Annotated in this window: 19 protein-coding genes; 10 read left to right on the top strand and 9 right to left on the bottom strand. The window is 45.7% G+C overall.

Features of this window, described 5'->3' with window-relative positions:
- Nucleotides 1–113: 113 nt before the first annotated feature.
- The 6 genes from GCHA_RS14420 (at nt 114) to zapE (ending at nt 6,205) form a co-directional block, all read left to right on the top strand.
- Nucleotides 114–1,523 (top strand): flavin monoamine oxidase family protein, encoded by a 1,410-nt coding sequence (locus tag GCHA_RS14420; RefSeq protein ID WP_007989453.1) that lies wholly within the window; start codon nt 114–116, stop codon nt 1,521–1,523.
- A gap of 125 nt (nt 1,524–1,648) precedes the next feature.
- Nucleotides 1,649–2,011 carry an MliC family protein gene (locus GCHA_RS14415; RefSeq protein ID WP_007989451.1) on the top strand — a complete coding sequence of 121 codons (363 nt, stop codon included), beginning with the start codon at nt 1,649–1,651 and terminating at the stop codon, nt 2,009–2,011.
- A 267-nt stretch (nt 2,012–2,278) separates the two neighbouring features.
- Nucleotides 2,279–2,590 carry an EthD family reductase gene (locus GCHA_RS14410; RefSeq protein WP_007989450.1) on the top strand — a complete coding sequence of 104 codons (312 nt, stop codon included), beginning with the start codon at nt 2,279–2,281 and terminating at the stop codon, nt 2,588–2,590.
- A 575-nt stretch (nt 2,591–3,165) separates the two neighbouring features.
- On the top strand, nt 3,166–3,588 hold the full coding sequence (locus GCHA_RS14405) for a PaaI family thioesterase (RefSeq protein WP_007989447.1): 423 nt from the start codon (nt 3,166–3,168) through the stop codon (nt 3,586–3,588).
- Nucleotides 3,589–3,706: 118 nt separating this feature from the next.
- The gene (locus GCHA_RS14400) at nt 3,707–4,585 is read left to right on the top strand and encodes an alpha/beta hydrolase (RefSeq protein WP_007989446.1); all 879 of its coding nucleotides are present in this window, start codon (nt 3,707–3,709) and stop codon (nt 4,583–4,585) included.
- A gap of 378 nt (nt 4,586–4,963) precedes the next feature.
- Nucleotides 4,964–6,205 (top strand): cell division protein ZapE, encoded by a 1,242-nt coding sequence (gene zapE / locus GCHA_RS14395; protein ID WP_007989443.1) that lies wholly within the window; start codon nt 4,964–4,966, stop codon nt 6,203–6,205.
- Between the two features lie 3 nt (nt 6,206–6,208).
- On the opposite strand, the gene GCHA_RS14390 is transcribed toward zapE, so the two are convergent.
- The 5 genes from GCHA_RS14390 to GCHA_RS14370 form a co-directional block, all read right to left on the bottom strand.
- The gene (locus GCHA_RS14390) at nt 6,209–8,677 is read right to left on the bottom strand and encodes a TonB-dependent receptor (RefSeq protein ID WP_007989442.1); all 2,469 of its coding nucleotides are present in this window, start codon (nt 8,675–8,677) and stop codon (nt 6,209–6,211) included.
- 255 nt (nt 8,678–8,932) lie between these two features.
- On the bottom strand, nt 8,933–9,499 hold the full coding sequence (locus GCHA_RS14385; protein WP_007989439.1) for a VOC family protein: 567 nt from the start codon (nt 9,497–9,499) through the stop codon (nt 8,933–8,935).
- A gap of 152 nt (nt 9,500–9,651) precedes the next feature.
- Nucleotides 9,652–10,350 carry a Crp/Fnr family transcriptional regulator gene (locus GCHA_RS14380; RefSeq protein WP_007989437.1) on the bottom strand — a complete coding sequence of 233 codons (699 nt, stop codon included), beginning with the start codon at nt 10,348–10,350 and terminating at the stop codon, nt 9,652–9,654.
- A gap of 9 nt (nt 10,351–10,359) precedes the next feature.
- On the bottom strand, nt 10,360–11,379 hold the full coding sequence (locus GCHA_RS14375) for a VOC family protein (RefSeq protein ID WP_007989435.1): 1,020 nt from the start codon (nt 11,377–11,379) through the stop codon (nt 10,360–10,362).
- A complete protein-coding gene (locus GCHA_RS14370) occupies nt 11,379–12,473 on the bottom strand; it encodes a VOC family protein (protein ID WP_007989433.1) in 1,095 nt (364 codons plus the stop codon). Before GCHA_RS14370 ends, GCHA_RS14375 begins: the two co-directional genes overlap by 1 nt.
- A 507-nt stretch (nt 12,474–12,980) precedes the next feature.
- On the opposite strand from GCHA_RS14370, the gene GCHA_RS14365 reads away from it, so the two are divergent.
- On the top strand, nt 12,981–13,325 hold the full coding sequence (locus GCHA_RS14365; protein ID WP_318248986.1) for a GNAT family N-acetyltransferase: 345 nt from the start codon (nt 12,981–12,983) through the stop codon (nt 13,323–13,325).
- A gap of 491 nt (nt 13,326–13,816) precedes the next feature.
- Here the strand turns inward: GCHA_RS14365 and GCHA_RS14355 are convergent, their stop codons facing one another.
- Together GCHA_RS14355 and GCHA_RS14350 are read right to left on the bottom strand one after the other, a co-directional pair.
- Nucleotides 13,817–15,277: a sulfatase family protein gene (locus tag GCHA_RS14355; RefSeq protein WP_007989429.1), complete on the bottom strand. Its 1,461-nt coding sequence runs from the start codon at nt 15,275–15,277 to the stop codon at nt 13,817–13,819.
- A gap of 70 nt (nt 15,278–15,347) precedes the next feature.
- A complete protein-coding gene (locus tag GCHA_RS14350) occupies nt 15,348–18,185 on the bottom strand; it encodes a TonB-dependent receptor (RefSeq protein ID WP_007989427.1) in 2,838 nt (945 codons plus the stop codon).
- 668 nt (nt 18,186–18,853) lie between these two features.
- Between GCHA_RS14350 and GCHA_RS14345 the strand changes: the two genes are divergently transcribed.
- Entirely contained in the window at nt 18,854–19,540 is a 687-nt protein-coding gene (locus tag GCHA_RS14345) for a GntR family transcriptional regulator (protein WP_007989424.1), read from the top strand.
- Between the two features lie 91 nt (nt 19,541–19,631).
- Here the strand turns inward: GCHA_RS14345 and GCHA_RS14340 are convergent, their stop codons facing one another.
- Together GCHA_RS14340 and GCHA_RS14335 are read right to left on the bottom strand one after the other, a co-directional pair.
- A complete protein-coding gene (locus GCHA_RS14340; RefSeq protein ID WP_007989423.1) occupies nt 19,632–20,534 on the bottom strand; it encodes a sugar phosphate isomerase/epimerase family protein in 903 nt (300 codons plus the stop codon).
- 35 nt (nt 20,535–20,569) lie between these two features.
- The gene (locus tag GCHA_RS14335) at nt 20,570–21,589 is read right to left on the bottom strand and encodes a LacI family DNA-binding transcriptional regulator (RefSeq protein ID WP_007989422.1); all 1,020 of its coding nucleotides are present in this window, start codon (nt 21,587–21,589) and stop codon (nt 20,570–20,572) included.
- Nucleotides 21,590–21,877: 288 nt separating this feature from the next.
- On the opposite strand from GCHA_RS14335, the gene GCHA_RS14330 reads away from it, so the two are divergent.
- Nucleotides 21,878–23,059 (top strand): Gfo/Idh/MocA family protein, encoded by a 1,182-nt coding sequence (locus GCHA_RS14330; RefSeq protein ID WP_039992558.1) that lies wholly within the window; start codon nt 21,878–21,880, stop codon nt 23,057–23,059.
- A gap of 103 nt (nt 23,060–23,162) precedes the next feature.
- Nucleotides 23,163–24,215, top strand: a complete 1,053-nt coding sequence (locus GCHA_RS14325) for a sugar phosphate isomerase/epimerase family protein (RefSeq protein WP_007989418.1) — start codon at nt 23,163–23,165, stop codon at nt 24,213–24,215.
- Nucleotides 24,216–24,281 lie beyond the last annotated feature (66 nt).

Genomic DNA, 24,281 nt, shown 5'->3' with positions numbered 1-24,281 from the left:
CCTAGCTAAAAATATAGCGGGCCAAGGGCTCGCTTCATTGCCAACCTTTAAAAGCGAGTTATCTCGCTTTTTTATTGACTACTATTCAGTGTTAGTTTCAACAGAGGTAAATCATGCATCGTAGGCAAATCATTAAAGGCTTAGGGGCTAGCTCATTAATGTTGGGCGCAGGTGGCATTACTGCGCCGTTGTGGGCTAGTGGTAGTCATCGCGCAGATGTCATTATTATCGGTGCCGGATTAGCCGGCTTAACCAGTGCCCGTTATTTAAAAGCGCAGGGGCTCAAGGTGTTACTGCTAGAAGCGCGCAAGCGCGTTGGCGGGCGAATTCAAACCATTAATACACATGGCATACATGCTGAGGTTGGAGGGCTGCAAATCGGTCAGGGGTACGGTTTAATGCGTACCTTTGCCCAGCAACTTGATTTACCTCTTGTGTCGTTGGGGCAATATGCTGAACAAAACACCTTTGTGATAAACGGACAACGTATAAGCGCCGATGAGTGGCCAACTCACCCGCAAAATTCGCTAGCAGCATCTGAAAAAAACACTCTGCCTTCACGTTTGTATTATCAGATGTTAAGCAAAGGCCCAGAATATGCTCTGCCTTGGGATTGGACATCAGAAAAATACGCACCGTTAGACATATCATTAGAGGCCTATTTTAAACAGCAAAACATATCCCCAGAAGCGCTGCGCTTAATGGATGCCAATATTAATGCTTTGAGCTTAAAAGAGTTGTCAGCCGCAGATGCGTTCTACCGTTTGAGTCTAGCCCGCATCGGCGGAAGAGGTGCGCAAAAAATCAAAGGTGGAAATAGCCGTTTTATTCAGGCTCTGGCTGATGATCTCACAGAGGAATTGCTCACGGCGAAAATCGTAACGAGTATAAGTCAAAGCAGCGATAAAGTGGCAGTGCGCTGTGAAGATGGCAGCCAGTATATTGGCAAGCGCTGTATTATCACCAGCCCATTTTCCGCATTAAAAGATGTTGATATTAAGGCCGATATCAGCCCGCAAAAACGCCATGCGATTCAGCATGCGCAGTATACACCCGTTACCCAAGTACATTTTGCAGTGAAAAATCAAGCGGATGTTTCTATGGTGCAGGCCACAAACTTGTGGACAGATAACGCTCTTGGCCGCGTGTTTAGTCAAGTCGATGATGCCGGTGAGTTGCGCTACTTAACCAGTTGGATAAACGGCCAGCAAGCTAAAGTGTTAGATAGACTTAGCACGAGCGAAGCGGTAAACATCGTCAAAAAAGCCCTAGATAAGCATTACCCAGGGCTAAAAGGTAAAACCGAGGTCGTTCATCATCAATCGTGGGCTAACGAGCGGTTCTCAAAGGGGGCATATATTCAATTCGCGCCTGGACAAGTACAAACATTAGTACCGCATATGGCCAGTATTGAGGGAAAGTTACATTTTGCGGGTGAGCATACAGAGTTTATGTACTCGGGTATGGAGTCTGCGATAGTCTCGGGGCAACGGGCAGCGCAAGAAGTCAGCGAGCGGCTCTAATACCAATCCGCATTAATAAGTGACCGTCTCAGAATGCGTCCAGCGGTTTTTGATTAAGCCCTTCCTATTATGGTTTTGCTGTGATGCTGCGCTGTTGTTCATTCGATTATGTTAGGGAAACCAAGATGAAGCCACACATTAAAGCTCATTTGCCAAAATCGTTACTCATATCATTTGTGATCGTTAGTATGCAGGCATGTAGCCCACAAGCGAGCATCGAAGATAAAAAACGCCAGGAGGCAGAAGATGCAAAGCAGTACACTCAGGTGATTTTTGAATGTGAGCGCAATGACCCTGTTACCGTGCGTTTTTACCAAGACAGTGAACGCGCGGTCATGACCCGTAACAACGAAGACATAGAGCTTACGCAGCAGCCCACAGCGTCAGGGTTTTCATACTCCAATGGACCGAACAGCATTCGCGGTAAAGGCGATGATTTAACGGTGCACATAGGCCGTATGGCAGCAATCCATTGCCGAGCGATGTAACCGCCTGAGGGCTTATTGTCCGCCTGAGGCCAATACCCGCCTGAGGCCAATAACCGCCAGGGGTCCGTTAAGGACGCAGTTATCGCGCGCCGCCGATGTAGTGCTGGGTTTTATCCAAATTCGTTACTGATCGTAAAAATAGCAATAAAGCACTGGCACAGTCACCGAGCTTAATACATACTTGAACAGTCGTTCATATTGGTGCGCAAACCGCTGCTTTGTTGGTTAAGTACCAATACTTATTATTACCTTAGTAGGACAAATTAAATGATTAAAGTCAGTGTGTTATACCCAAACAGTGAAAACGCCACCTTTGATATGGATTATTACCGTGCTACGCACCTGCCGCTTGTAGCCGAGTTAGTCGGTAAGGCGCTTGTGTCGGCTCATGCTGATTTAGGCCTAGCGGGTGGTGCTCCGGGACAAAGCGCTACGTACATCGCTATGGGGCATTTGGTGTTTGAATCGGTGGAATCGTTCCAGCAGGCATTCGGCCCTCACCAAGAAGTGATTTTGGCGGATTTAGTTAACTTCACCAATACGCAACCCAGCGTGCAAATCAGCGAAATTAAGCAATAAAGCCATAAAGTAATAAAGCAACAATTCACCTCTTTCGAAGCACGTATTAGAAGCAAGAATTCGAGACGTATTAATAACCTTTTACCAAAATAAAGTGAGCGTGCCCGCGCTCACTTTAACTTAAGTAAATTTAATCTAGGTAAAATCTAAGCGATGCAATTGGGTGTAGAATGCCCTGTGGGATGCGGTGTTCTCGCGTTTTTTGCTTTTCCGCTTTTAGGTTTATGTTTCACGCACTTATTTCTATCGATATCTCTCTAAAGGGTTACTGGCCTTTCGTTTACTGGTCGTTATAGTGCGTAGTCGTTTCAATAGTCTCTTCATTGGTCGCTTCAATACAGCATTGTATTCTTAGCTGTTGTCGTGTGCTTGATTCTGGCGTTAAAAAAACATTAACGGCAGTGCAGGACAAAATAAGTTTTCTGTTTGATTATAACCACTCATCATTAGATGAAATTATTCATGATCCCCCGAATCAATAATAATCGCTCTTGCGCAGTACGTGACACGGTCAGTTATCAGCTGATAACACAGGCCGTTATTTTGTGACGATTAATTCTATGACGAGTAATTTTATGATGAGTAAAGAGCAAGCCATTGAAAAGATAAATCAACATGCCCCTAAGTTCATAAGTTTACTTGGAGGAAAGTTGGTCGATTTTGACGTCGACAAAGACGCTTGTCGATTTGAATTCGATATAGGCAAAGACTATTGCCACTCCGTAGACATAGTACAGGGCGGCTTTGTCACTGCCATGCTTGATACCGCAATGAGCCACGCGGTAATGGCGCTAAGCAGAGATATTACCACTATTTCGTCATTGGAAATAAAAACTACCTACTTGGAGCCCACCCGCGCAGGAAAGTTACGGGTCGAAGGTTGGGCGGTGAAGAAAGGTTATAAAGTAGCCTTTATTGAAGGCCATATTTACAACGACAAAAACGTACTGACGGCTACTGCAAGCTCGGTGGCCAAGCTATCTAGAAGAGCCGAATAATAGTTTGCGTGCTATCCCTTAGGCCTATTTGCCTGAACACGCAACCAGCGTTTAATGTGTTAATAGGCACTTTTTAAGGTTAATCGCTACGGACTTTACCATAAATTCGGAAATGCTAATGTCGCAAAATCGCCCTAAAAATTATGCTGTACGACTACACGATGGTCACAAAAAAAGCACTACCTTGAATGTTTACGAATGGCAGGGCAGTGGTCCGCCGTTGTTACTGGTGCACGCTGCTGGGTTTCATGCGCGCGTATGGGATAAAGTTATAGCGCAATTGGGTGACAGGCATGTGTACGCAGTTGATTTACGTAATCATGGTTTAAGTGATAATTCAGCACCACCTTACAGTTTTCAGTTATTTGGCGATGATCTTGTCGCGTTAATCGAAGCGCTAGATTTGAGCGACATTACCGCATGTGGTCACTCAATGGGCGGGCATGTCGTTTTACAAGCTGCGAGCAGTTTGCCTCATCGATTCAAGCATATCTTGTTATTAGACCCTGTTATTTTTACCCCAGATTCTCCGGACCCAATAGAAACTGATCCGGCAAAAAGCCCCATCGCCGCTAGGCGCAACGAATGGGCGAGTGCAGATGAAATGTTTACTCGCTTTTGCAGCCTTTCGCCTTTTAGCGAGTGGGATCCACAAGTGCTGCGAGACTATTGCGAATATGGCCTTTTGCCAAAAAGCGAAAGTGGACTGTTTGAATTAGCTTGCCCGCCTTTGTGCGAGGCGGCGATTTACCAAAGTTCTGGCAATGGTTTGCTGCTCGAGCAGTTATCCTCAATCACAGCAACGGTAAAAATATTGCGGGTAAAAGAGCGCACAAAAGACGACGCGCCTTTTGATTTTCGCCCCTCAGCTACATTCAAAGGCTTAGTTGGGCTCATTCCAGGGGCAACCGAAAACTACTTACCGCAACATACGCATTTTATCCCAATGGAAGATCCAAACTTGGTAACCAAAGAAATTGATACCCTGCCACGTTAATTAATAAGTGAGCACTTATACCATTCCACGTTAATAAGTGATGACTCAGCGAGAGTTTAAAAGGGCTTAAACAAGGCGCATGACTGAATGAATAGTTGTTCTCTTTCGAAGTCATGCAACGCAGTGTAAGCCCTTTTAAAACTCGCCTACAAGGAATGCCCCAGCGGCTTTTGCTCTGCGTTCTCACTATTTGAAAGGGAACAACCATTACTACATAGCGACGCCTTAATCAAAAACCGCTGGACGCATTCCGAGGCGGTCACTTATTAATGCGGATTGGTATTATTAATGCCGATTGGTATTAATTTCATTTGGCGGCTTGGGTAAAAGTCGCTAGAGTTCTGGCTTATTGATTGTTTATCTTAGGAGCCAGTTAACATGCCTGATGGGCAACGCCTGCATATTAAGCCTCACTCACCATTGGCCGTCTATCAGTCGCAATTAGGGGAGACCTTAAGTGAAGACGCCTGTCAGCTTCAAGCGGTAGAAGCCCTTGACCGGCTGTATTATCAAATCACCGAGCCGAATCTGCATACCACCGTAGGGACAAAAGGGCTTTATATGTGGGGCGATGTGGGTCGGGGGAAAACGTTCTTAATGGATTTGTTTTATGATTGCTTGGCGCAAGAAGGCAAGTTACGGCTACATTTTCACCGCTTTATGGCACAGATACATCAATCGCTCAACGAGTACAGCGGGCAACAAGACCCATTAGTTAAGGTAGCAAAAGCACTTGTTGCGTCACTGGGCGATGGTCAGCGAGTAGTGTGTTTTGATGAGTTTTTTGTCTCTGACATCGGCGATGCGATGCTTTTATCCGGCTTGTTCGAGTGCCTGTTTAGTGAAGGGGTCGTGCTGGTTGCGACTTCGAATATTCCCATCGAACGCTTGTATGAGAACGGCTTGGCACGGCATAAGTTTTTGCCTTGCATTGGTTTATTGCAGCGCCACACGCAGATGATTCACCTCAACGGGCAGGTGGATCATCGCTTGCAGGATATGGCGCAAACGGACAATACTGATTGTTTAATACCTTCAGATTACATCGGGCTGAGCACGCAAATGGATTTTGCCAAGTCATTTAAGCAGCTTGCTCACGGGCGCGGTGTAAAGTGGCAACGAGATACCCACATTCAAATATGTCGGCGACACATTGATGTTATTCAGGTCACTCAAGAGGAACCACAAACGGCGCCAAGTATTGTTTGGTTTGATTTTCATGCACTGTGCGATGGGCCGCGCTCTCAACTAGATTACATGGAAATAGCCCAACAGTTTGCGATTGTCATGATAAGCAATGTGCCGGCACTTGGGGCAAAACCTCGTAATTGGATAAAAGCCCGTGGCACGGAAGATGGTGTGGGTAGTGACCAGGCAGCAACCACTGGGGAACGAGTCGTGAATTACTCAAAAAACGATAACAAGGCCAGGCGGTTTATTAGCCTTATCGATGAGCTGTACGACCAAAATGTTACGCTGTATTTAAGTTGCGATGTGCCGCTTACTGAGTTGTATTTAGATGGCGCGTTGATCTTTGAGTTTCGGCGAACCTACAGCCGGTTAGTTGAAATGAGCAGGGGACCAGCACAGATCCCCTCAAGTCATGCATTAAGCAATTAGCCGTTAAAAACGATACGTCATATCGATGCCCACTTGACGCCCGCGGCGAGCGGCACTGAAGAAAGCCCTAGGGGAGCCATTGTCAGCCCCCTCTGGCGCGGTGTTGAGAGATGAGAAGGTAAAGTAAGGGATACCCAACCAACGGGAAGTTAAAACAGGGGCGTCTTCATCTGTTAAATTTCTGGCATACAAACTTACTCGCCAGTTTTCGCCGTTTACCCCCATTCTAGCCCCCATGATAATGGCGCTGGGCACATAAGCTAAATTATGCACCTGCACGAATTTCTTCGACTCATAACTCGCATCGACATTAAAGAATGCTTCGAGATCCCCAGAAATAGGGGCAATATATTCTAAAAATGCACTGGCCTGATGTTTTGAACTTAGAGGGAAAGCATTGCCCTCGATAGAACAACTGGCTGGTGTGGTTATGCCAAAATCAGCGCGGAAATCCGTTCCCGTTGTTGTGCCAGGGGTTAGTACACCGCCGCCACTGGTTAAGGCCCACTGAAAGTCGTCACAGCCTTTGGTAAATTTGGTGTCAGCTAATGCATAAGTAAAACGCCCAGACAAGTTATCACTAAATTGAGCGTTGATATCCATTTCTACACCGAATACTTCTCCGGCCCCCTGATTGGTTGCCACAGATGTCACGTTACCGGAAGGCACATTGAGCGGGGTAGTGAGTTGCACATCGCTTACATCATTGAAAAACATAGAGACAGTCGCATAGACATTCTCTAGGGCACTGCTTTTTATGCCAATTTCGTAAGTGGTGATTTCTTCCTGTTCGTAGGTCGGCTTGCCTGTGTCAGCACCGGCTGAACCATTAATTCCGCCAGGTTTTACGCCCTGGGCTAAAATTCCGTAAAAGATAGTTTTGTTGTCGTAACGGTAATTTAGCGTGGCTCTGGGGGTAAAGTTGTTCCAACTACCCTGTGCATCAAATGTCGTTTGGCCATCTGGGGCAAACTCGGTAACCGTTTTTTCTTCTTCGGCCCAGCGGGCTTCAAGTGTACCGTCAAGCTTATCGCTAATTTGATAATCAATTGAGGCATAAACTGCTTTGTTGGTCACTGTACTGTTGTCTTGAAATATACCTACCTTGGCATCATCAAAGGTTAAGTCGAAGTTATCTCTGTCTTGGTCATAGTAAAAGGCACCTGCCATCCAAGCCAATTTACCCTCGGGAGAGCGCAAGGTAAATTCCACCGTTTTGTCTTCGGTTTCTTGGCGCGACGTATTGGCAAAAAACGCTTCTTGGCCTGGTGCGAACGTGTAGTTGACTGAGGTGTTATCACCATCTGAGCCTGTGCTCGTATCATCGTCGCGATAACCTAGCGCCAACGACATGCTATAGCCAGCTTCGGTTGCATAATCCATCGCTAAGCTCGAGATGATTAAGTCGCGACCAACACCATCGAAGGCGGTGCCATCGGCTGTGTCATACGGGGTACCAAAAAAGGTTGAGCCAGAAGGCAGAAAACTATTTACCGGTACACCGGGGACTTCATTTGGAATGCCATCGGCATCTGCTTTATCGTTAAGGGCGATAGGCTGGTTTTTAATTTCACCACAGTAATATTGAAAGTTATTCTCAGAGCCTGATGCTGCCCAAGAAGAAAGAGAACGGTAGCCAGGTGCGCAGTTGTTGTCGCTGGTGGGTGTTAAGAAAAACGGGCGTGTTTCATCTCTGTCTTCTTGGCTTTGAAAGCGAAAGCGTACGCCAAAATTATCAGAGGGAGCAGCGTCTAACACTAGGCTTACAGAGCGCGTGTCTTCACCGCCAACAATCTCATCAGTCACTATGTTGCGCCAATCGTCATCACCATCAACTTGGTAGTCTCGCACGCTTAAACTCGCCGCTAACCAATCAGTTAGTGGGCCACTGATATAGGCCGAAGCGGTGCGCTCAGCGTCTTGCGCTAGGTTCAACTTCACGTTACCAGTAAAATCACCGTGATCTGGGCCTTTGGTGATAAAGTTGATTGCACCTGAATAGGAATTACGCCCGTACAGAGCACTTTGTGGGCCTTTGACGACCTCTACTCGGGCGATGTCAGACATGTCTAAGCTTTGCACATCACCAGAGTAATAATTGCCATCTATAAAGTATGCAGCACCTGATTCAACACCAAACTGTATGCCAGCGAGCACGTTACCCATACCACGAATAACAGGGCGTTCTGTCGCGCGGCCGAAGGCTTTAGAGAAACTTAATCCTGATGAAAAGCGCGCGATATCATCGATGCTCTGGAAACCTTGTTGTTCAATCATGGTGTCAGAAAAAGCAGATACCGCCACAGGAATACGATTCAATGACTCTACTTTTTTACGGGAACTTACTTCAATTATTTCCAGAGATTCATCGCTGGCAGAGGCTGATGAGGCTTCTTGCGCGATAGTCGTTAATGATTGGGTCATCAAGATAGACGCAATCGCCAGAGGGAGCTTTTTTATTATTAATGTCATTGGCATTCCTGTTGTGTGTGGGTATGTACGGACAAATTATTGTTTTAATGGCTGCGCCAATCTAGCACCGGTTACTTATCACTGACTTGATAAAAATCAACAAAGCCATTTAGTGAAAATGACTGGTTGAGCAGTGAAAGCGTAGGCGTATTTACCGAGGGGACACGCAGTAAAACAGCAGAATAACGTTAGGTTATCCTGCTGTTTAAAAACGAGAGTGGGGTAGTGCTATGTATTGTACTGGGCTGGTTCTTTTTAATCGCTGGCTTTGGCTGGCGCGTCAAGCAACTGGTTAACTTCAATCCAGTAGCCATCAGGATCGCGTATCATAGACACCATTACCGCGATTTTTCCACCGCCAGCTCTAGGGTATTCAACATGATGAGGTGCTTCTATCACTTCTACCTCAGGCGATTTTTCGACGGCTGGCCAGCGGGTGTCTAAATCTGACACGTTCATTACCATAATGGGATCACCTGGAACCGGTTCATCGAAATGTTCCTGGCGTTGGGGTTTCACAGGGTGAATGTATTGCAACAACCCAAGTGCACCAATAAAGGTGTCATTGGCTTGCATCAGTACCAAGCGGCGTTTGCGTGTTTCACCGTTTTCCATGGGGCTGTTAATCATCTGGTCATAAATCACATTTAAGCCAAGGGCATCACGGTAGAGCTTTAGAGATGTATCAATGTCGTTAACAATAAAAGTGGTGCGACGTATATCCACAGATATGCGTTTATCCTCACTGACAGGCTCTGCTAAAGCGTGGGAGCTGACCAAGACGCACAGCATAAAGGCGAACAAAGAGGATGTTATTTTCATGATTGGTTTCCATTATATTGATAAGTGACATTGTTGAAGCGAGGCTTCAATATCAACGCCATTTGAAAATGGCGCATTGACAATGATCAACTGTGTCAGTTTGCATGCCCTTGCGCGTGCTTAATCTGTGCTCGTCTATAACGGGCAAGTTTTTAATCTGCGTAGGAAATCAGCTTTTCGTTGTCTAACACTGTGATGTGATAGTTACTTTCGATGTCGATTAACCCGTCCTTTTTTAACCGACTAAAGCCGCGGCTAGCGGTTTCTAAACTCATGCCTAAGTAATCAGCAATGTCTTGGCGACTCATAGGTAATAAGAATCTATGGGTACCACGGCCTAATCTGTGCTCCATATCAAGTAAAAAGTGGGCGAGACGCTGATGTGCCGATTTTTGGCCCATGATGAAGAGTTGGTCCAAAATCAGAGATAAAATATGCCCTGTCACATCATGGTAGCGTTTAGCAACCGATGGGTACTTGTCGAAGATGTCTTGCATCAATTTACGACTAATGCGAATCACCACGCAGTTGGTGAGGGCCTTTGCACTGAAGCTATAGCTCACACTTTCTGACAGGCCAGCGAGGTTTCCAGTGAACAAAAAAGCAAATACTTGACGTGAACCCGATGCCGTAGAGCGCTCAAGCATGAGTGAACCTGACTCAGGAATATACACATATTCCGGTGCGTCTTTTTCACGAAACACATATTCGCCTTGTTCGAAAGAAATCTCTTCGGCATCCTGAGCCAGTTCGTCGATGAAGGCATTTGCCCCTTCAACTTCTTTAAAATGACTACCAAAGCATGAAGCCAACGAGGTTTTTATAACTACTTTATTGATATCGAGTGACATGGTTTTAGCCTATTTTATTATTGTGTCTACTACCTGATAGAACTCTATCCATGTCCGGTCTGGCGTCCTGATTGCCAGCATGTCCACCTGTCCATATGGCGCTAACGTCAGGCTGGTTTGAGATACGATTTCCACTTTATTTTCAAACAGATGCGCGCGTAATGCAGCTAGATTGTCTACTGGAAAACGCAAGGTGACAATGCCTAAATTGGGTGGAGATGCCAATTCGCTGACATTTTTTCCCTGCGCACCATGAAATTGTAGCAACTCTATGGACCCTTCATTGCGTTTTTGCGGGTGTAATATGTACACAGAGCGGGGAATTTTAGTGGTCAAGTTGAAGGGTAACCCTAACACATTGGGGCCCGCTTCTTTACTGGCGCCCTTGTGCTGCAAATACACTTTGAAGCCCAGCACATCTCGATAAAAGGCTAAAGAGGAATCGATATCTTTTACCACTTGGGTAGAATTAAATACGCGGCTGAAGTGTTTTAGGTTTGGCCATCCCTCCAACACGGGTTTATGGCGCTGTATTAGGGCAAAACTGACCCCGTCAAATCCGGATGTGATCCACTCGGATACCTCGTAAGGCCCAAAGGTAAATGACACGGGATCGCTTGTTCCGCGCCAGCCTACATCTTGTAATTGTTTTCGTTTACTGGCCATATCAGCCACTCTGACATTCACATCGAATATACCGCCGACGTCCCAAGACTGTGTATTGGCACGGATCACTTGTTGCGGCACGTTGTCGATTTGTATCAAGCGAACATATCCGCGGTTTTCACCTTTATTGGCCAGTAAAACCTGTTGTAGTTTAGCTTGTTGGGGCAGTTGCCAAAGCTGTCTCAGCTCAGGTGATACTTGCGCTTTCGAGCGTACTTCCCAGCCTGCATAATCCTGATAAAATTGACTGCTTTTGTTTATATCAGAGACGATGAAAACGGCTTCAGTAAAGCCCTTTAAGGTAAAATCCTGAGCATGACTGACCCAGCTAAACACAAAGAAAAATGCTATGAATATGCGCATTATTCTTGTACCTCGAAAACTTCGATTAAAAAGCCGTTTGGCGCGCGCAGCGTCGCAACATCAACCGTACCGATCAGTGGGTCCGAAATGCTTTTTTTAACACTGACAACGTCTGCTTTGTAGGCTTTGGCATTATCAAGCACAGTTTGCAACGAACGCACTGGAAAGCTCCACATACCTAAGCCAAGGTTAGGCAAACTAGGGCGGTTCTTGGGTTTAATAGGCTGTATGTTGTGAAAATCAACGAACAACATGTGGCCAGTGGTCGCCCCTTTACTGTAGACAATCGCGAAACGAAATTCAGTGCCGTTGGGCAGGTTCATCGCGCCTTTGTCTCCAGCCGATTTAAATACCCGATCAGAGCGGATCTCTAAGCCTAAAACTTGGGTATAAAAGGTTAATTGCGATTCTGAATCTGTGATCACTTGAGCAGAGTAGGCTGGGCCGCCCAATCCGCTTTCATCGGTCGGGCCAAGCTGAGCCATTCCATTGCCGCGCGTAATTGCCACACCATGATTGAAATCGGGTGCATTAAAAATGGTCTCATCAATTTGATAGCTCGAACCATCAGGACGAGGTATAGGGTAGCTTTCAAGCGTATTTAATGCGCCAAAACCGACTTTGCGAATATGTTTGTCCAGCGCTACCGTATCGGTATTGGGAAATCCCAATGAGAAAGGCCCAAGCTCTCGAGAATCCCAACTATCATGGATACTGGGCATCGGTTTGCTAAGAACCAGTAAACGGATCTGAATAGCGTTATCAACTCCTTTACGGTACAAGCGGTACGTGTCCCAATCTAGATCTTCGGGCATGCCCCACAGTGTTTGCTGGGCTTGCTTTAATTCGCTAGCAATTTTCAATGGCCCTTCAACGGTTAGGCCCATGCCATCACGGTAAAACAGTAAACTTTGTTCCAAAGATACCGTGGCAATTGTCACTGTGTGTAAGGGCAAGGCAAGCGCATCTGTCACTTGGCTTTTTGGTGCTAAAGCGTCGTTACTAGCGGCATGAACTAAGCGCGCCAAACTGCTGACAGCGAGTAATGAGCCCATGATAAAAATCAAAACGAAGGGCTTTAATGTGTTATTCATTAAAATTTGTCCGTACAAATATTGGTGTCAATAAATCATATACAAGTACAGTCAAAAAGGTAACTAAATGAAAAAATAGTTGAATCTATCGATTTGGGGCCTGCTAGTAAGTGTGACTTGGGTGAATGTTAGTGAGTGTAAACCCTTGTCTGATAACGGATTTAGCGAGGTTTACGAAATTTTTATTGGCACAGGTAACGGGGTCACCTTGCTTAAATATCTTCACCAATTTGGCTTTGAGTAAATTGACAAAAATCAAATTGGCCTGAAAAAGTACATTGGGTATATGGCGTTGGCAGTGCCTTGACGCCTTAGCGTTTACAAATTGCTGCCACAGACAGTCATGCTTTCATTCGCATTCATGTTGTTTTTGCCGATGTACACAAGGCCGCGCAAATATACTTAGTTAACGAACCTGTGTACGCCGATTTATATGCACATGTTTGAAAAGCTGGTAGTTTTAGCAAATAAAAAATGCATTTTATTTGAAAAACGGAGCGCAAACAGATGCAGATAGCAGTAGATAGATTAACCTGCGATGGCGTGCGCGGCTTGTTAGAAGCGCACTTAGCGGATATGTATGCAACCTCGCCAGCTGAAAGTGTGCATGCGCTAGATATGCAAGGACTCAAACACCAGTCAATAACGTTTTGGTCAGCCCGTGAAAATGGCAAGGTGTTAGGTTGTGTGGCATTGAAACATTTAGCTGGAGAGCATGGCGAGATCAAATCCATGCGCAGCGCTGAAAATGCCCGTCATCGCGGTGTGGCTACTGCCTTGTTGCAGCATTTAATCACCCAAGCTAAACATAGGGGATATTGTCGTTTAATACCAATCCGCATTAATAAGTGACCGCCTCAGAATGCGTCCAGCGGTTTTTGATTAAGGCGTCGCTATGTAGTAATGGTTGTTCCCTTTCAAATAGTGAGAACGCAGAGCAAAAGCCGCTGGGGCATTCCTTGTAGGCGAGTTTTAAAAGGGCTTACACTGCGTTGCATGACTTCGAAAGAGAACAACTATTCATTCAGTCATGCGCCTTGTTTAAGCCCTTTTAAACTCTCGCTGAGTGATCACTTATTAACGTGGAATGGTATAAGTCTAGAAACAGGGACTATGGAATATTTCGAACCCGCTAAATCTTTGTACCGTAAATTTGGCTTTGTCGATTGTGGCCCTTTTGCTGATTATCCCCTAGATCCAAACAGTTGCTTTATGACATTAGTGTTAGAAAGAGCGCCTATTTAGCCTTTATATAAACGTACTGATGAAAGAGCCAACAGGTAAAAAAAAGGTGACGACTAAACGCTTCGCCACCTTTTACCGGGAAAATAGCTGACAGCAAGTCAGTAGCTGCCAGATGCTTGATACATCTGCATTTTCGATGGGCGAGGGCGCTTTCGATGAGGCGCGTATGCACCTTTGACCCGATCGAAATCGTCAGGCGTTCGAAAACTCGGAATAAAGTCTCCACTGGCTAAAATCCACTTATCAAGAATGTCACTGTGATGCCTAAGAACACTGAGGTAGTTTTCGTCAGTCGCCAGATTTGTCAGCTCGAATGGGTCGTTGAGTAAATCATACAATTCTTCTTTAGGCCTAGGCGCTAGAAAAGGTCTAGCTTGATGTTCAGTTAATGCGCCTTGTTCGAATAAGCGCGTGAGTTCCCACCATGTTTTGTGGTAAACCGTATCAGCACTGGGCGTGGCCGGTAAATCGTTGTAGTTGTTACGAATGTAGCGATATCGCTTAGTGCGTACCGAACGACCATGATCTTCAAAGTCATGCCAGTTCCGCTCTGATACTGCGTAATCGCGAAATGATGCGCTAGGGTTTTTAAATAGCGAGAAAAGGCTACGTCCTTCAAAAGAGGTAGGCGTATCGGCTTTGGCTAACGCGGTGAATGTAGGCGCTAAGTCTATGCTACTGATAATACTATCGCTGATACTGCCTTTGGCGATCCCGTCAGGCCAGTGGGCAATAAATGGCGTTTTTACCCCTGAGTCATACAATGTGGTTTTGTCTCTGGCGAAAGGGCGGCCGTTGTCGGCAACAAAGATGATCAAAGTATTGCCTTTCACTCCTTGTCTTTCGAGCGTACTGACCACCTTGCCAACGTGTTCGTCTAAACGAGAAATCTCGTCGTAATAGGCGGCGAAATCATTCATATAAAGTTCGGTCGCTGGATAATATGGGGGCAAGCGCACATCTTCTTGTGAATGGCTATGGGGATATTCCCCTTGATAAAATGGACGGTGCGAATCCCATGAGGCTAACCACAAGAAAAACGGTTTTTCTTTAGGGCGCATTTCTAAAAGGGGCACCCATTGTGCGCTACCCGATGGCTCGTCAATACCATATTTTGATTCTCGCACTTCATCAAAACGCTGTTTGGTGTCTTCGCCTAAGTGCCATTTGCCAGCTGCTGCTGTCCAATATCCTGCGTCGCGCAGCGTTTGAGAGACGGTTAGCTGCTCTTTTGGAAGTGGCCAGTGAAGTTGCTCTGCATCGGTATTATGCGGGTAGCGACCGGTGATCATACTCGCGCGGCTAGGGCTGCAAGAGCTAGCAGTTAAAAACGCGTTATCAAAGCGCATACCGTTTTTTGCGAGTTTATCTAGGTTAGGGGTTTTTACGCCAGTGTTGCCATAGGCGCCCAGATCGTCCCAATTCAGGTCATCGGCAACAATTAAAATAATGTTTGGACGCTGCTCAGCAAAAGCATTAGGCACAAGCAATAAAATGCACAGTGTTAGCAGTGATTGCCCTGGCGTTTTTAGACGCATGTTGTTTATAAAACTAAACATTCTGAGTTCCTTTATTGCGTTTACTAAAGACAGGGGCAATGTGCTGCACCCTGTCTTATTTTCAACTGCGTTAGAATTTAGCGCTGACACCTATGTTGTACCTAGCACCAAATTGCTCTGCACTGATGAGTTGATCAGCGAACCGGCCATGGCGACGGGTAGTTTCTTCGGTGATGTTTAATCCTTCAACAAACACAGACACATTTTCATTGATGTCGTAGCTCACATTGATATCCCACTGGCCATACGCTTCTACAAAATTAGGCTCGCCTTGGCGCTGTGGTTGGTAAAGTGCCAATAAGAAATCATCTCGCCAGTTGTAAGCAATACGTGCTTGAAAGCCGTCTTTCTCATAAAAAGCGATGAGGTTTGCAGAGTCGCTTAGTCCAGTTAAGGCAAAGGTGCTATCGACGTCGTAAACATCATATTTCACATTGCCGTCGACAAATGTCATGTTGGCGACGGTGCCAAAGCCGCTTTCACCGAACATGTGTTGTAGATTAAGCTCCCAACCATCGACTTCAGCGTCATTCAAGTTGTCGGGCGAGGAAATCAAGAAGGTTATTTGTGGATCATCCGAGGTCGAGAAACACGCTGGGTTACCGCCAACCACCTCATCTGGGCATCCAGGGCGAGGATTGATACTCGGATCTGTAAGGGGGTTGCCATTCACATCGGGCATGGTGCCTTCACGAGTGGTAATGCCAATAAAATTCTCGACGTATTTCTTAAAGAAGCCTACTGAAGCGTAGCTACCGTTGCCGTAATACCATTCTAGTGATAAATCGATATTTTTTGACTCAAGTGGAAGTAACCCAGGATTGCCGATAGATGCATTGTAAGGGCCGTCTGGGCGCGCATCGATAGTAGTAGATGGAAACAACGACGATAAATCAGGACGACTTAAGGTGGTGCTGTATGATACACGGCCCACTAGATCGTCGGTAAATTCAATGTTGAAGTCCATATTTGGCAGTAAACGCGTATAGCTGCCTTGCAGACTAATATTGGTTGGCTCATCGGTAAATACTTCGCCAAATCGCCCAGCGGTATTAACGTAATTTAAAGCCTTGATACCCCGTTGCAAGGATACCGATGTTACGTCTGTATCTTCCCAGCGCAGCCCTGCAGTAAATTTAATCGGCATTTGATTGAAATCGGTCTCGAAATCAAAGGACAAATAAAGGGCTAGGGTTTCCTCATTAACACCGTTATATACGGGGTCTTCTTGAAAATAAAAGCCTTGGTCCTTCACCAATTGCAATGCATCTTGGGCACTGTAATTTGAGAGCAAAGGGAAGAAGTTGCTATTGCCGCCTATGTCTTTGCCAAAACCATCACTGCTGTTGAATTGAATATCCAAACTTGAAATATCAAGTGGTACGAAAGCAATCGTTCTTTTGGCGTAGGTATCTATGGTGTAATCGGTATTGGCGATACCGAAATTAATTTTGCTTAGCGCACCGCTGTAAGCATTAACCCATTGACCATGTAGCTGGGCCTGCTTAATGTTGTTTTCAATTTCGTAGCCGCGGGTTTGAAACAAATCAAATTGTATGTTTTCACTGGCGTACGGGTCTTGACCAGGTAAATCGGCCGCATCAAAGAATATGTCTGGCCGCCCATTTGGGTCAGTAACTATGCTTACATCTACACCGCCACGATCGGCAATACCATCACCATTGGTGTCGTTAACCCGCGGGTTTTTTAGATTTGAGATGGTTTCCGAGTTACGCCCATTAGGCTGAGAGTGTGAGGTAGAGTCATGGTAATCGAAATTAAAGCTTAAATTTTCAGTGGCTTGATATTCAAGGTTTAAACCAATCGAGTCATTCTCGGTATTGAAGTAATTGTGATAGGACCAAAAGTTGAGTTCATCATCATTTCGAAACGGGTTAGTGACAGTGCCATTGGCATCTGCATCGCCACCCGTGTCGCCGTCAAACCAAAAACTAGTACGATTGATATTCGAGGTTTCTTCAAATCGGGAAAGGGTATAATCCAATGTTGCTACCAAGGTGTCAGTGGGCGCCATTTGCAGTACCAATTGTGCATTTTGTCGCTCTCTTTGGTTGTCGTGGGTATCAACACTGATGGCCAGTGGCGCCCAGTGGGTACGACTTGGATTTAGACTGGTATCAATGCCACTTTTATCCACATTAGAACCACGCTCAGGCACCCAGCCTGGTGTACCTACACGCTCTTTACGGCTGTCACGTTCAGCATGCGACAAAGACAAAAGCACACCCACTTTGCCATCAGCGAATTGCTGACTGACCATGCCTGATACCTCAGGTGTAACGCTATCACCGACTTCGACACTGGTATCAACCACACCTTTGACTGTTGCGACGGCTTTGAAGCCATCGTAATCAAAGGGCTTTGCTGTTTTTATATTGATAGTGGAACCGATACCACCCGAGGATATATTGGCTTTACCTGTTTTGTATACTTCTACGCCGGACACGCTTTCTGCTGCTATTTCGCGAAAGTTAAAGCTGCGATCAATACCGTCTTCTAACAAGGTAGATGAGGTTGGCATTTGACGATTGTTTAATGTGACGAGGTTAAAACTAGGACCAAACCCTCGTACGGTAACCTGATTGCCTTCATTATTTGAGCGGTCAATCGAAACCCCTGTTATACGCTGCAGGGATTCCGCTAAATTGGTATCAGGAAATTTACCGATATCTTGTGCAGTAATGGCGTCGACGACGCCGTCTGAATCGCGTTTAATGTTTGCTGCGCTAACCAGTGCACCTCTAACGCCTTTAACATTGATAACTTCTACGTCTTGTTCATCTGCTTGTTGAGCATACACAGGTGAAGTAGCGTGCAAACTCATTAGTGCAAACGTCACAGCACTGGCTAGCTTGGTATGAGTAAAACTGTGTGTAAAGTGTTTCATGCGTTTCTACCTTGTTGTCCGTAATTATATCTAAGTACCAGTTTGGTCTTGAACGAGACTGCTTAACTTCGCCTGTATAACCCACTGTATTTAAAAGTAATTTAACTATTCCCTCCTTGAGAACTGCTATTTTTCAAGGAGGATATCGTTAATTGCAACATTTAATTGTTAACAATTAAGGCGGATAATTGCACATTGTTTTAACAAGCTCAACACAATATTTGTATTTTTTGTGTGTTAAGTATTAAGGATTGTGTGTAATTTTCGTTTTGTAGGTAAGGAATTTAAGTTGTTTTTTTATGCGCTTTTTTATGCACTTTTTTGCGCTCAGCCAATGTTGCTGCGCACTTCAAATGAAAAAAGCAGTGAAAATAGCTAAGAGATAAAGCGCTCGTTGGCATAGTTGACGCAGTTGGCATAGTAGACGCAACGGTTAGGTTGAGCAGGCTGCAACGTAAAGGCACCGGACGGATATATTCAATGCAGTAATAGCAGGTTAATATAGTGCATTGTTGGGTCGTATCCCGCATTGCGTGTTATAGCACCACAGTAGCTTGGTGCTACTGAATCGAACGGGTGACAAGAGGCTGTCAATGTGTGCTGGTCTTAGTAAAATCAAGGTATCGAGTTAACCCTCTTTTTCTGCAAGTCAAAATAACAGGACCTCAATGAGTGAAAATAGTGTGTCAAATAAACAGGTGTTAACCTCGCCATTACTGGTCGAGCAAAACAGCATTTATAGCAAAATGCTAAGTGACATTATCAACGCCGTTTTCGTCAGTGGCGATCGATTAGTCACTACTCAGTTAGCAGAGCGTTATAACACAAGCATCAACCCTGTCCGAGAAGCGTTAAAACAGTTGCAAGGGGAAGGGTTTGTTAACATTGCCCTAAATTCGGGCGCCAGTGTGACAAAGTTTGAAGCGACTAATACGCGAGACGTATTCGAAGTATTGCAACTGCTCGACCCTTATTTGATGGAGTGGTTTGTTGAAGAGCACAGCGATGAGCAGCGCGATGAATTGTCAGAAATTCTATCGGCAATGGAAAAGGTTGCCTTAAGCGCCGAGCCTGCTCATGCGCTATACCGTCATTTAGACACGCAGTTTCATTGGCTTATGTATAAAGACCACTACAATAAAAATGCCGTAGAGTTATGGCGGCGCAACAGACTCATTTTGCATGTCGCTCACGCTAGTCTAACACTGAGTAAACGGCGTATTGAGCAAAGTATTTCTGAGCATAGAACCTTGCTGCAAACCCTTGAAAAACGCGATGTTGGTAAAACCTTAAAAACGCTGAAAGCGCACATCGCCAATAGCGGACGCTATTGGTCACGATACCAAGTTCGTTAACATGGATTTTAAACAATAAAAAAGTCGCTCAGCGTGCGGGCGTTGCGACTTGTTAATTAAACTGCTTTAAGTGAAATACAGTACTGACAGTTTAGGCCAAGAGCTTAGACATCGCCTTGTAACCTTGCTGAATAGTTTTCAATTTATCGTCTGTTTTGTCTCGTTCTACAAATCTGTGCTCAACGCCTGAAAGTGCAGATTGAGCGAAAATAGGCGCAAAATCTATTGTTCCTGTTCCTACATCGGCGAAGTTACCTGCTTCGTCCATGTCTTTTACGTGCCATAATTTAAAGCGACCTGGATGTTGCTTGAAGTAGCTGAGAGGGTCTTTGTTGGCTTTGAACATCCAAAATAAATCCATTTCCATGGACATCAAATTTTTGTCTGTTTCGTTAAGTAGCACGTCGTAAGGTAATTGACCGTCACGCATTTCAAACTCAAACGCATGGTTGTGATAAGCCAATTGCAGTCCCGCTTTGTTACATGCTTCACCAATAACATTACAGCGCTCTGCTAATTTTTTGTATACGTCAATGCCTGTTCCTCTTTGTTCTTCAGTCAAATACGGAATAACAACGTATTGATGGCCGACTTCCAAAGCGTGGTCGATGACACTATTGACGCCTTTATCAAATTCAGCAAGGCCAATATGCCCAGAAGGAGCGGTTAATCCTTCGTTGCGCAAAATGGTGTTAACTTCACTGGCTTTATGTCCGAAGTAGCCTGCAAATTCTAATTCTTTATAACCCACAGCGGCCACTAACTTTAATGTAGCGGGTAAGCTTACTGTCATCATATCTCGCAGGGTATACAGTTGTAGGCCAACTGCGGCTGGTGTGGTGAGCTTATTCGCGGCAAAAGCAATTGATACGGGCATGGCGGCGAGCCCCATGGCAGCCGCGCTGAGCTTAATGAAACGACGACGCCCTTTTTGCTGAGCCAAATCGAAATTTAACGTATCGGAACAAGATACGCTGCGAGCGGTGTTTTTCATGTTTATTCTCCGAGTGAATACGTGTGGATGAAGTATTAGCTAGTTGTTTGGGCGCTAGGCGCTGGCCCAGTACTGGCACGCACAACTAATTCAAATGGCATGATGACTTTGGGTGCTTTGGTTATCTTGCCTTCGAGTAAATCAATCAATAATGACACCGCACTTTGGCCAAACTCTTCCGCTGGCTGGGCGATGGTCGTCAGTGGTGGATCGCAAAACGCGGAAAATGAAATGTCATCAAACCCCGCTATTGAGACATCTTGTGGAATGTTAAGGCCTGCTTGCTTAAAGCACTGCATGGCCCCAATGGCGGTTTCGTCGTTCTCACAAAATACCGCTGTTGGGCGATGCTCACTGGCAATAATCTTGGTCGCAGCGTCATGACCTGATTGCAGCGTAAAATCACCGGGGTAGAGCAGGGATTCGTCAAATTTTAAACCTGCTTCGGTTAACGCATCACGATAACCTGCTAAACGATCACGCGTCAGCGGACTAGACTGAGGGCCTTTGATAAGCGCTATTCTTCGATGACCTTGTGCAATTAAATGCATGGTCATTGCTTTAGCTGCAGCGCGATTATCGAGGGTTACCACGGGGCAGTTAATGTCATGCATCACTTCACACACATTTACCATAGGCAACAATTCATTTGGCTTGTTAATGGATTCATCAAACGGGTTATGTGCTCTTAATTGAATAAGGCCATCCGCTTGAGAGGTTTGTACCATCTTGGCGTAATTCGCTTCGATACTGGCATCACCTAATGTGTTGGCGAGTAAAATTGAGTAACCACGTTCAGCAGCAGCTATTTGCATTCCACTTATAACCCGTGCAAAAAACACGTTTGCTACGGTAGGCACCAAGGCAACTAAATTATGGGTTTTGCCGGAGCGAAACTTCACTGCCATTAGATTTGGTTTATAGCCCACTTCGTTTACGGCAAGCATGACCTTATTACGTGTTTTAGGGGAAACACGCTCAGGTTGTTGCAGCGCTCTAGACACTGTCGCTACTGAAACACCTGCCATGTTGGCTACTTGACGAATATTACTCATATGGGCCTTTTAACGAACTCTTTGCGGATAACGTTCAAATGTAACCGTTAGCATTTGATGTAAAAATAATACCGAACTAAAACGAAAAAGCTAGATAATTTATCTTCTTTACAGCTTTATTACACCATTATGACAACGTTAAATTAACAATTGTCGATAATAAGTCATACTTATTGCCTTTTTCAGTTGACATGACCAAATGAAACCCGTTACATTTTAACGAGATTGTACATTTGTATAACAATTGGCTGTGGGCCTTAACAGCATGGGAGTGATTTGGTGGCAAAAATGAACAAAGTACGTATGGGCATGGTAGGCGGCGGCGAGGGGGCTTTTATCGGCGCTGTGCACCGTCACGCCTTGGCTCTTGATGGTCAAATTGAATTGGTTTGCGGTGCATTTAGTCGCGATGAAGGCAACAACCAACGGACCGCAGATGCCTTAGGTTTAGATGAAAATCGAGCATATCCCAGTTGGGAGGCGCTGTTAAAAGCAGAGCAAGCATTACCCGAAGATGAGCGCATGCAAGTGCTCATTATCGTGACGCCTAACCATCTTCACGTGCCAATTTCTATTGCAGCTGTTGAAGCGGGATTTCACGTATTTTGTGAAAAGCCGGCGGCTATTTCACTTGAAGAAGCAAGCCGTTTAAAAAGCACATTAAAAAATAGTTCGGCGTTATATGGCTTGGCGCACACCTATTTGGGCTACCCCATGGTGTGGCAAGCGCAACATATGGTGTCAAGTGGCGCACTGGGTACTATTCGCAAAGTTTACGTTGAGTATCCTCAAGGATGGTTGTCAGCCAACGAAGAAAGCCACAATAAACAAGCATCTTGGCGCACTGATCCTGCGCAATCAGGTGGCAGCGGCTGCATGGGCGATATTGGCACCCACGCTTTTGGCCTTGTGGAGTTCGTGCTTGGGCAACAAGTGACGTCACTGTGTGCTGAATTACAAACCCATGTTGAAGGTCGCAGATTAGATGATGACGGCGCTGCCCTTATCCGCACAGAGGGCGGAGCAAGCGGTGTGTTAATCGCAAGTCAAGTATGTGCCGGTGAAGAAAACGCCTTAAAAATTCGAGTATACGGTGATAAAGGCGGCATCGAGTGGCAACAAATGGAGCCTAACTCGATCATCTATCGTCCTTTAGGCGAACCTTTTCAAGTACTGCGTGCAGGGATGGGCCAGCCCGGTTTATGTGACGAGGCAACTGATCGTTGCCGTACCCCAGGGGGCCACCCAGAGGGTTATTTAGAAGCTATGGCTAATTTGTACAGCTACTTTGCCAAAGCGGTTAAAGCCGCAGACGCTGATGGCGCATCTCACCATGCCAATGCACTAGGCAAAGCTGCCGGTGTGCCTGGGATTGACTCTGGATTGAGAGGAATGGCATTTATTGACGCCATGTTAGCCAGCAGTGACAGTGAAATTAAGTGGCATGACGTGCCAAGTACTAACGAATGAATCAATTAAAGCACGCGGATTAAATGCATCTTTAGGTCATTAAAGCGCGAATAACAGCTAAACCTATCACGGTTTAGCGATGTGCAAAATTAAGGAGAAGGCAATGCCGGCAATCAAAGGCCCCGGAATATTTCTAGCCCAATTTATGAGTGATGAAGCGCCATTTAACGATTTGGAATCTATCGCCACATGGGCCGCTTCACTAGGTTATAAAGGAATACAAGTTCCTACTGGTGACACTGCTATTTTCGATTTAGAACGCGCGGCTAACAGTCAAGAATACTGTGATGAAGTGATGGCGATTTGTAAGAAGGCGGGTGTGCAAATTTCTGAGCTCTCTACGCATTTGCAAGGCCAATTGGTGGCTGTGCACCCAGCATATGACGAGCTGTTCGATAACTTCGCCCCTGAAGCGTTACGGGGCAAGCCAGCCGAGCGCACTGAGTGGGCAATTCAGCAAATGAAGTGGGCTGCAAAGGCAAGCCAGCGCCTTGGCCTCACTGCTCACGCTACTTTCTCAGGTGCATTTTTGTGGCATTTGGCTTACCCCTGGCCCCAGCGCCCTGCAGGTCTAGTTGAGCAAGGGTTTGCTGAATTGGCGAAACGTTGGTTACCGATTTTAGATGCATTTGATGAAGCGGGTGTCGATGTATGTTACGAGATCCACCCAGGTGAAGACTTGCACGACGGTGCCTCATTTGAAATGTTTTTGGATGCGGTGAATGGCCACCCACGGGCCAATATTTTATTTGACCCGAGTCACTTTGTTTTACAACAGCTCGATTATTTACAGTTCATCGATTTGTACCATGAGCGCATTAAGATGTTCCATGTAAAAGATGCTGAGTTTAACCCTAACGGTCGTTCAGGTGTGTACGGAGGTTATCAGGATTGGAAAGAGCGTCCTGGACGTTTTCGTTCATTAGGTGACGGGCAAGTCGACTTCAAAGGAATATTCAGCAAATTAACTCAGTATGGGTTTGATGGTTGGGCGATTTTGGAGTGGGAATGCTGTTTGAAAGACTCAAACCAAGGCGCTGCCGAAGGTGCACCGTTTATCGCAAATCATATTATTACCCCCGCAGGGCGTGCGTTTGATGACTTTGCCGGAGCAGAAAGCGACCAACAGCGTAATCGCAAAATTTTGGGCCTATAAGGCGTAAAGCGCTGCACTGACTGGACTATCGCCGGTCAGTGAAGCAAAGGACATGATGAGTCGGCG

This window comes from Paraglaciecola chathamensis S18K6 (assembly GCA_000314955.1).
Lineage (GTDB): Bacteria > Pseudomonadota > Gammaproteobacteria > Enterobacterales > Alteromonadaceae > Paraglaciecola > Paraglaciecola chathamensis.
Note: the sequence above shows the minus strand (reverse complement) of the source record. Positions and strands in the feature narration are given on the sequence as shown.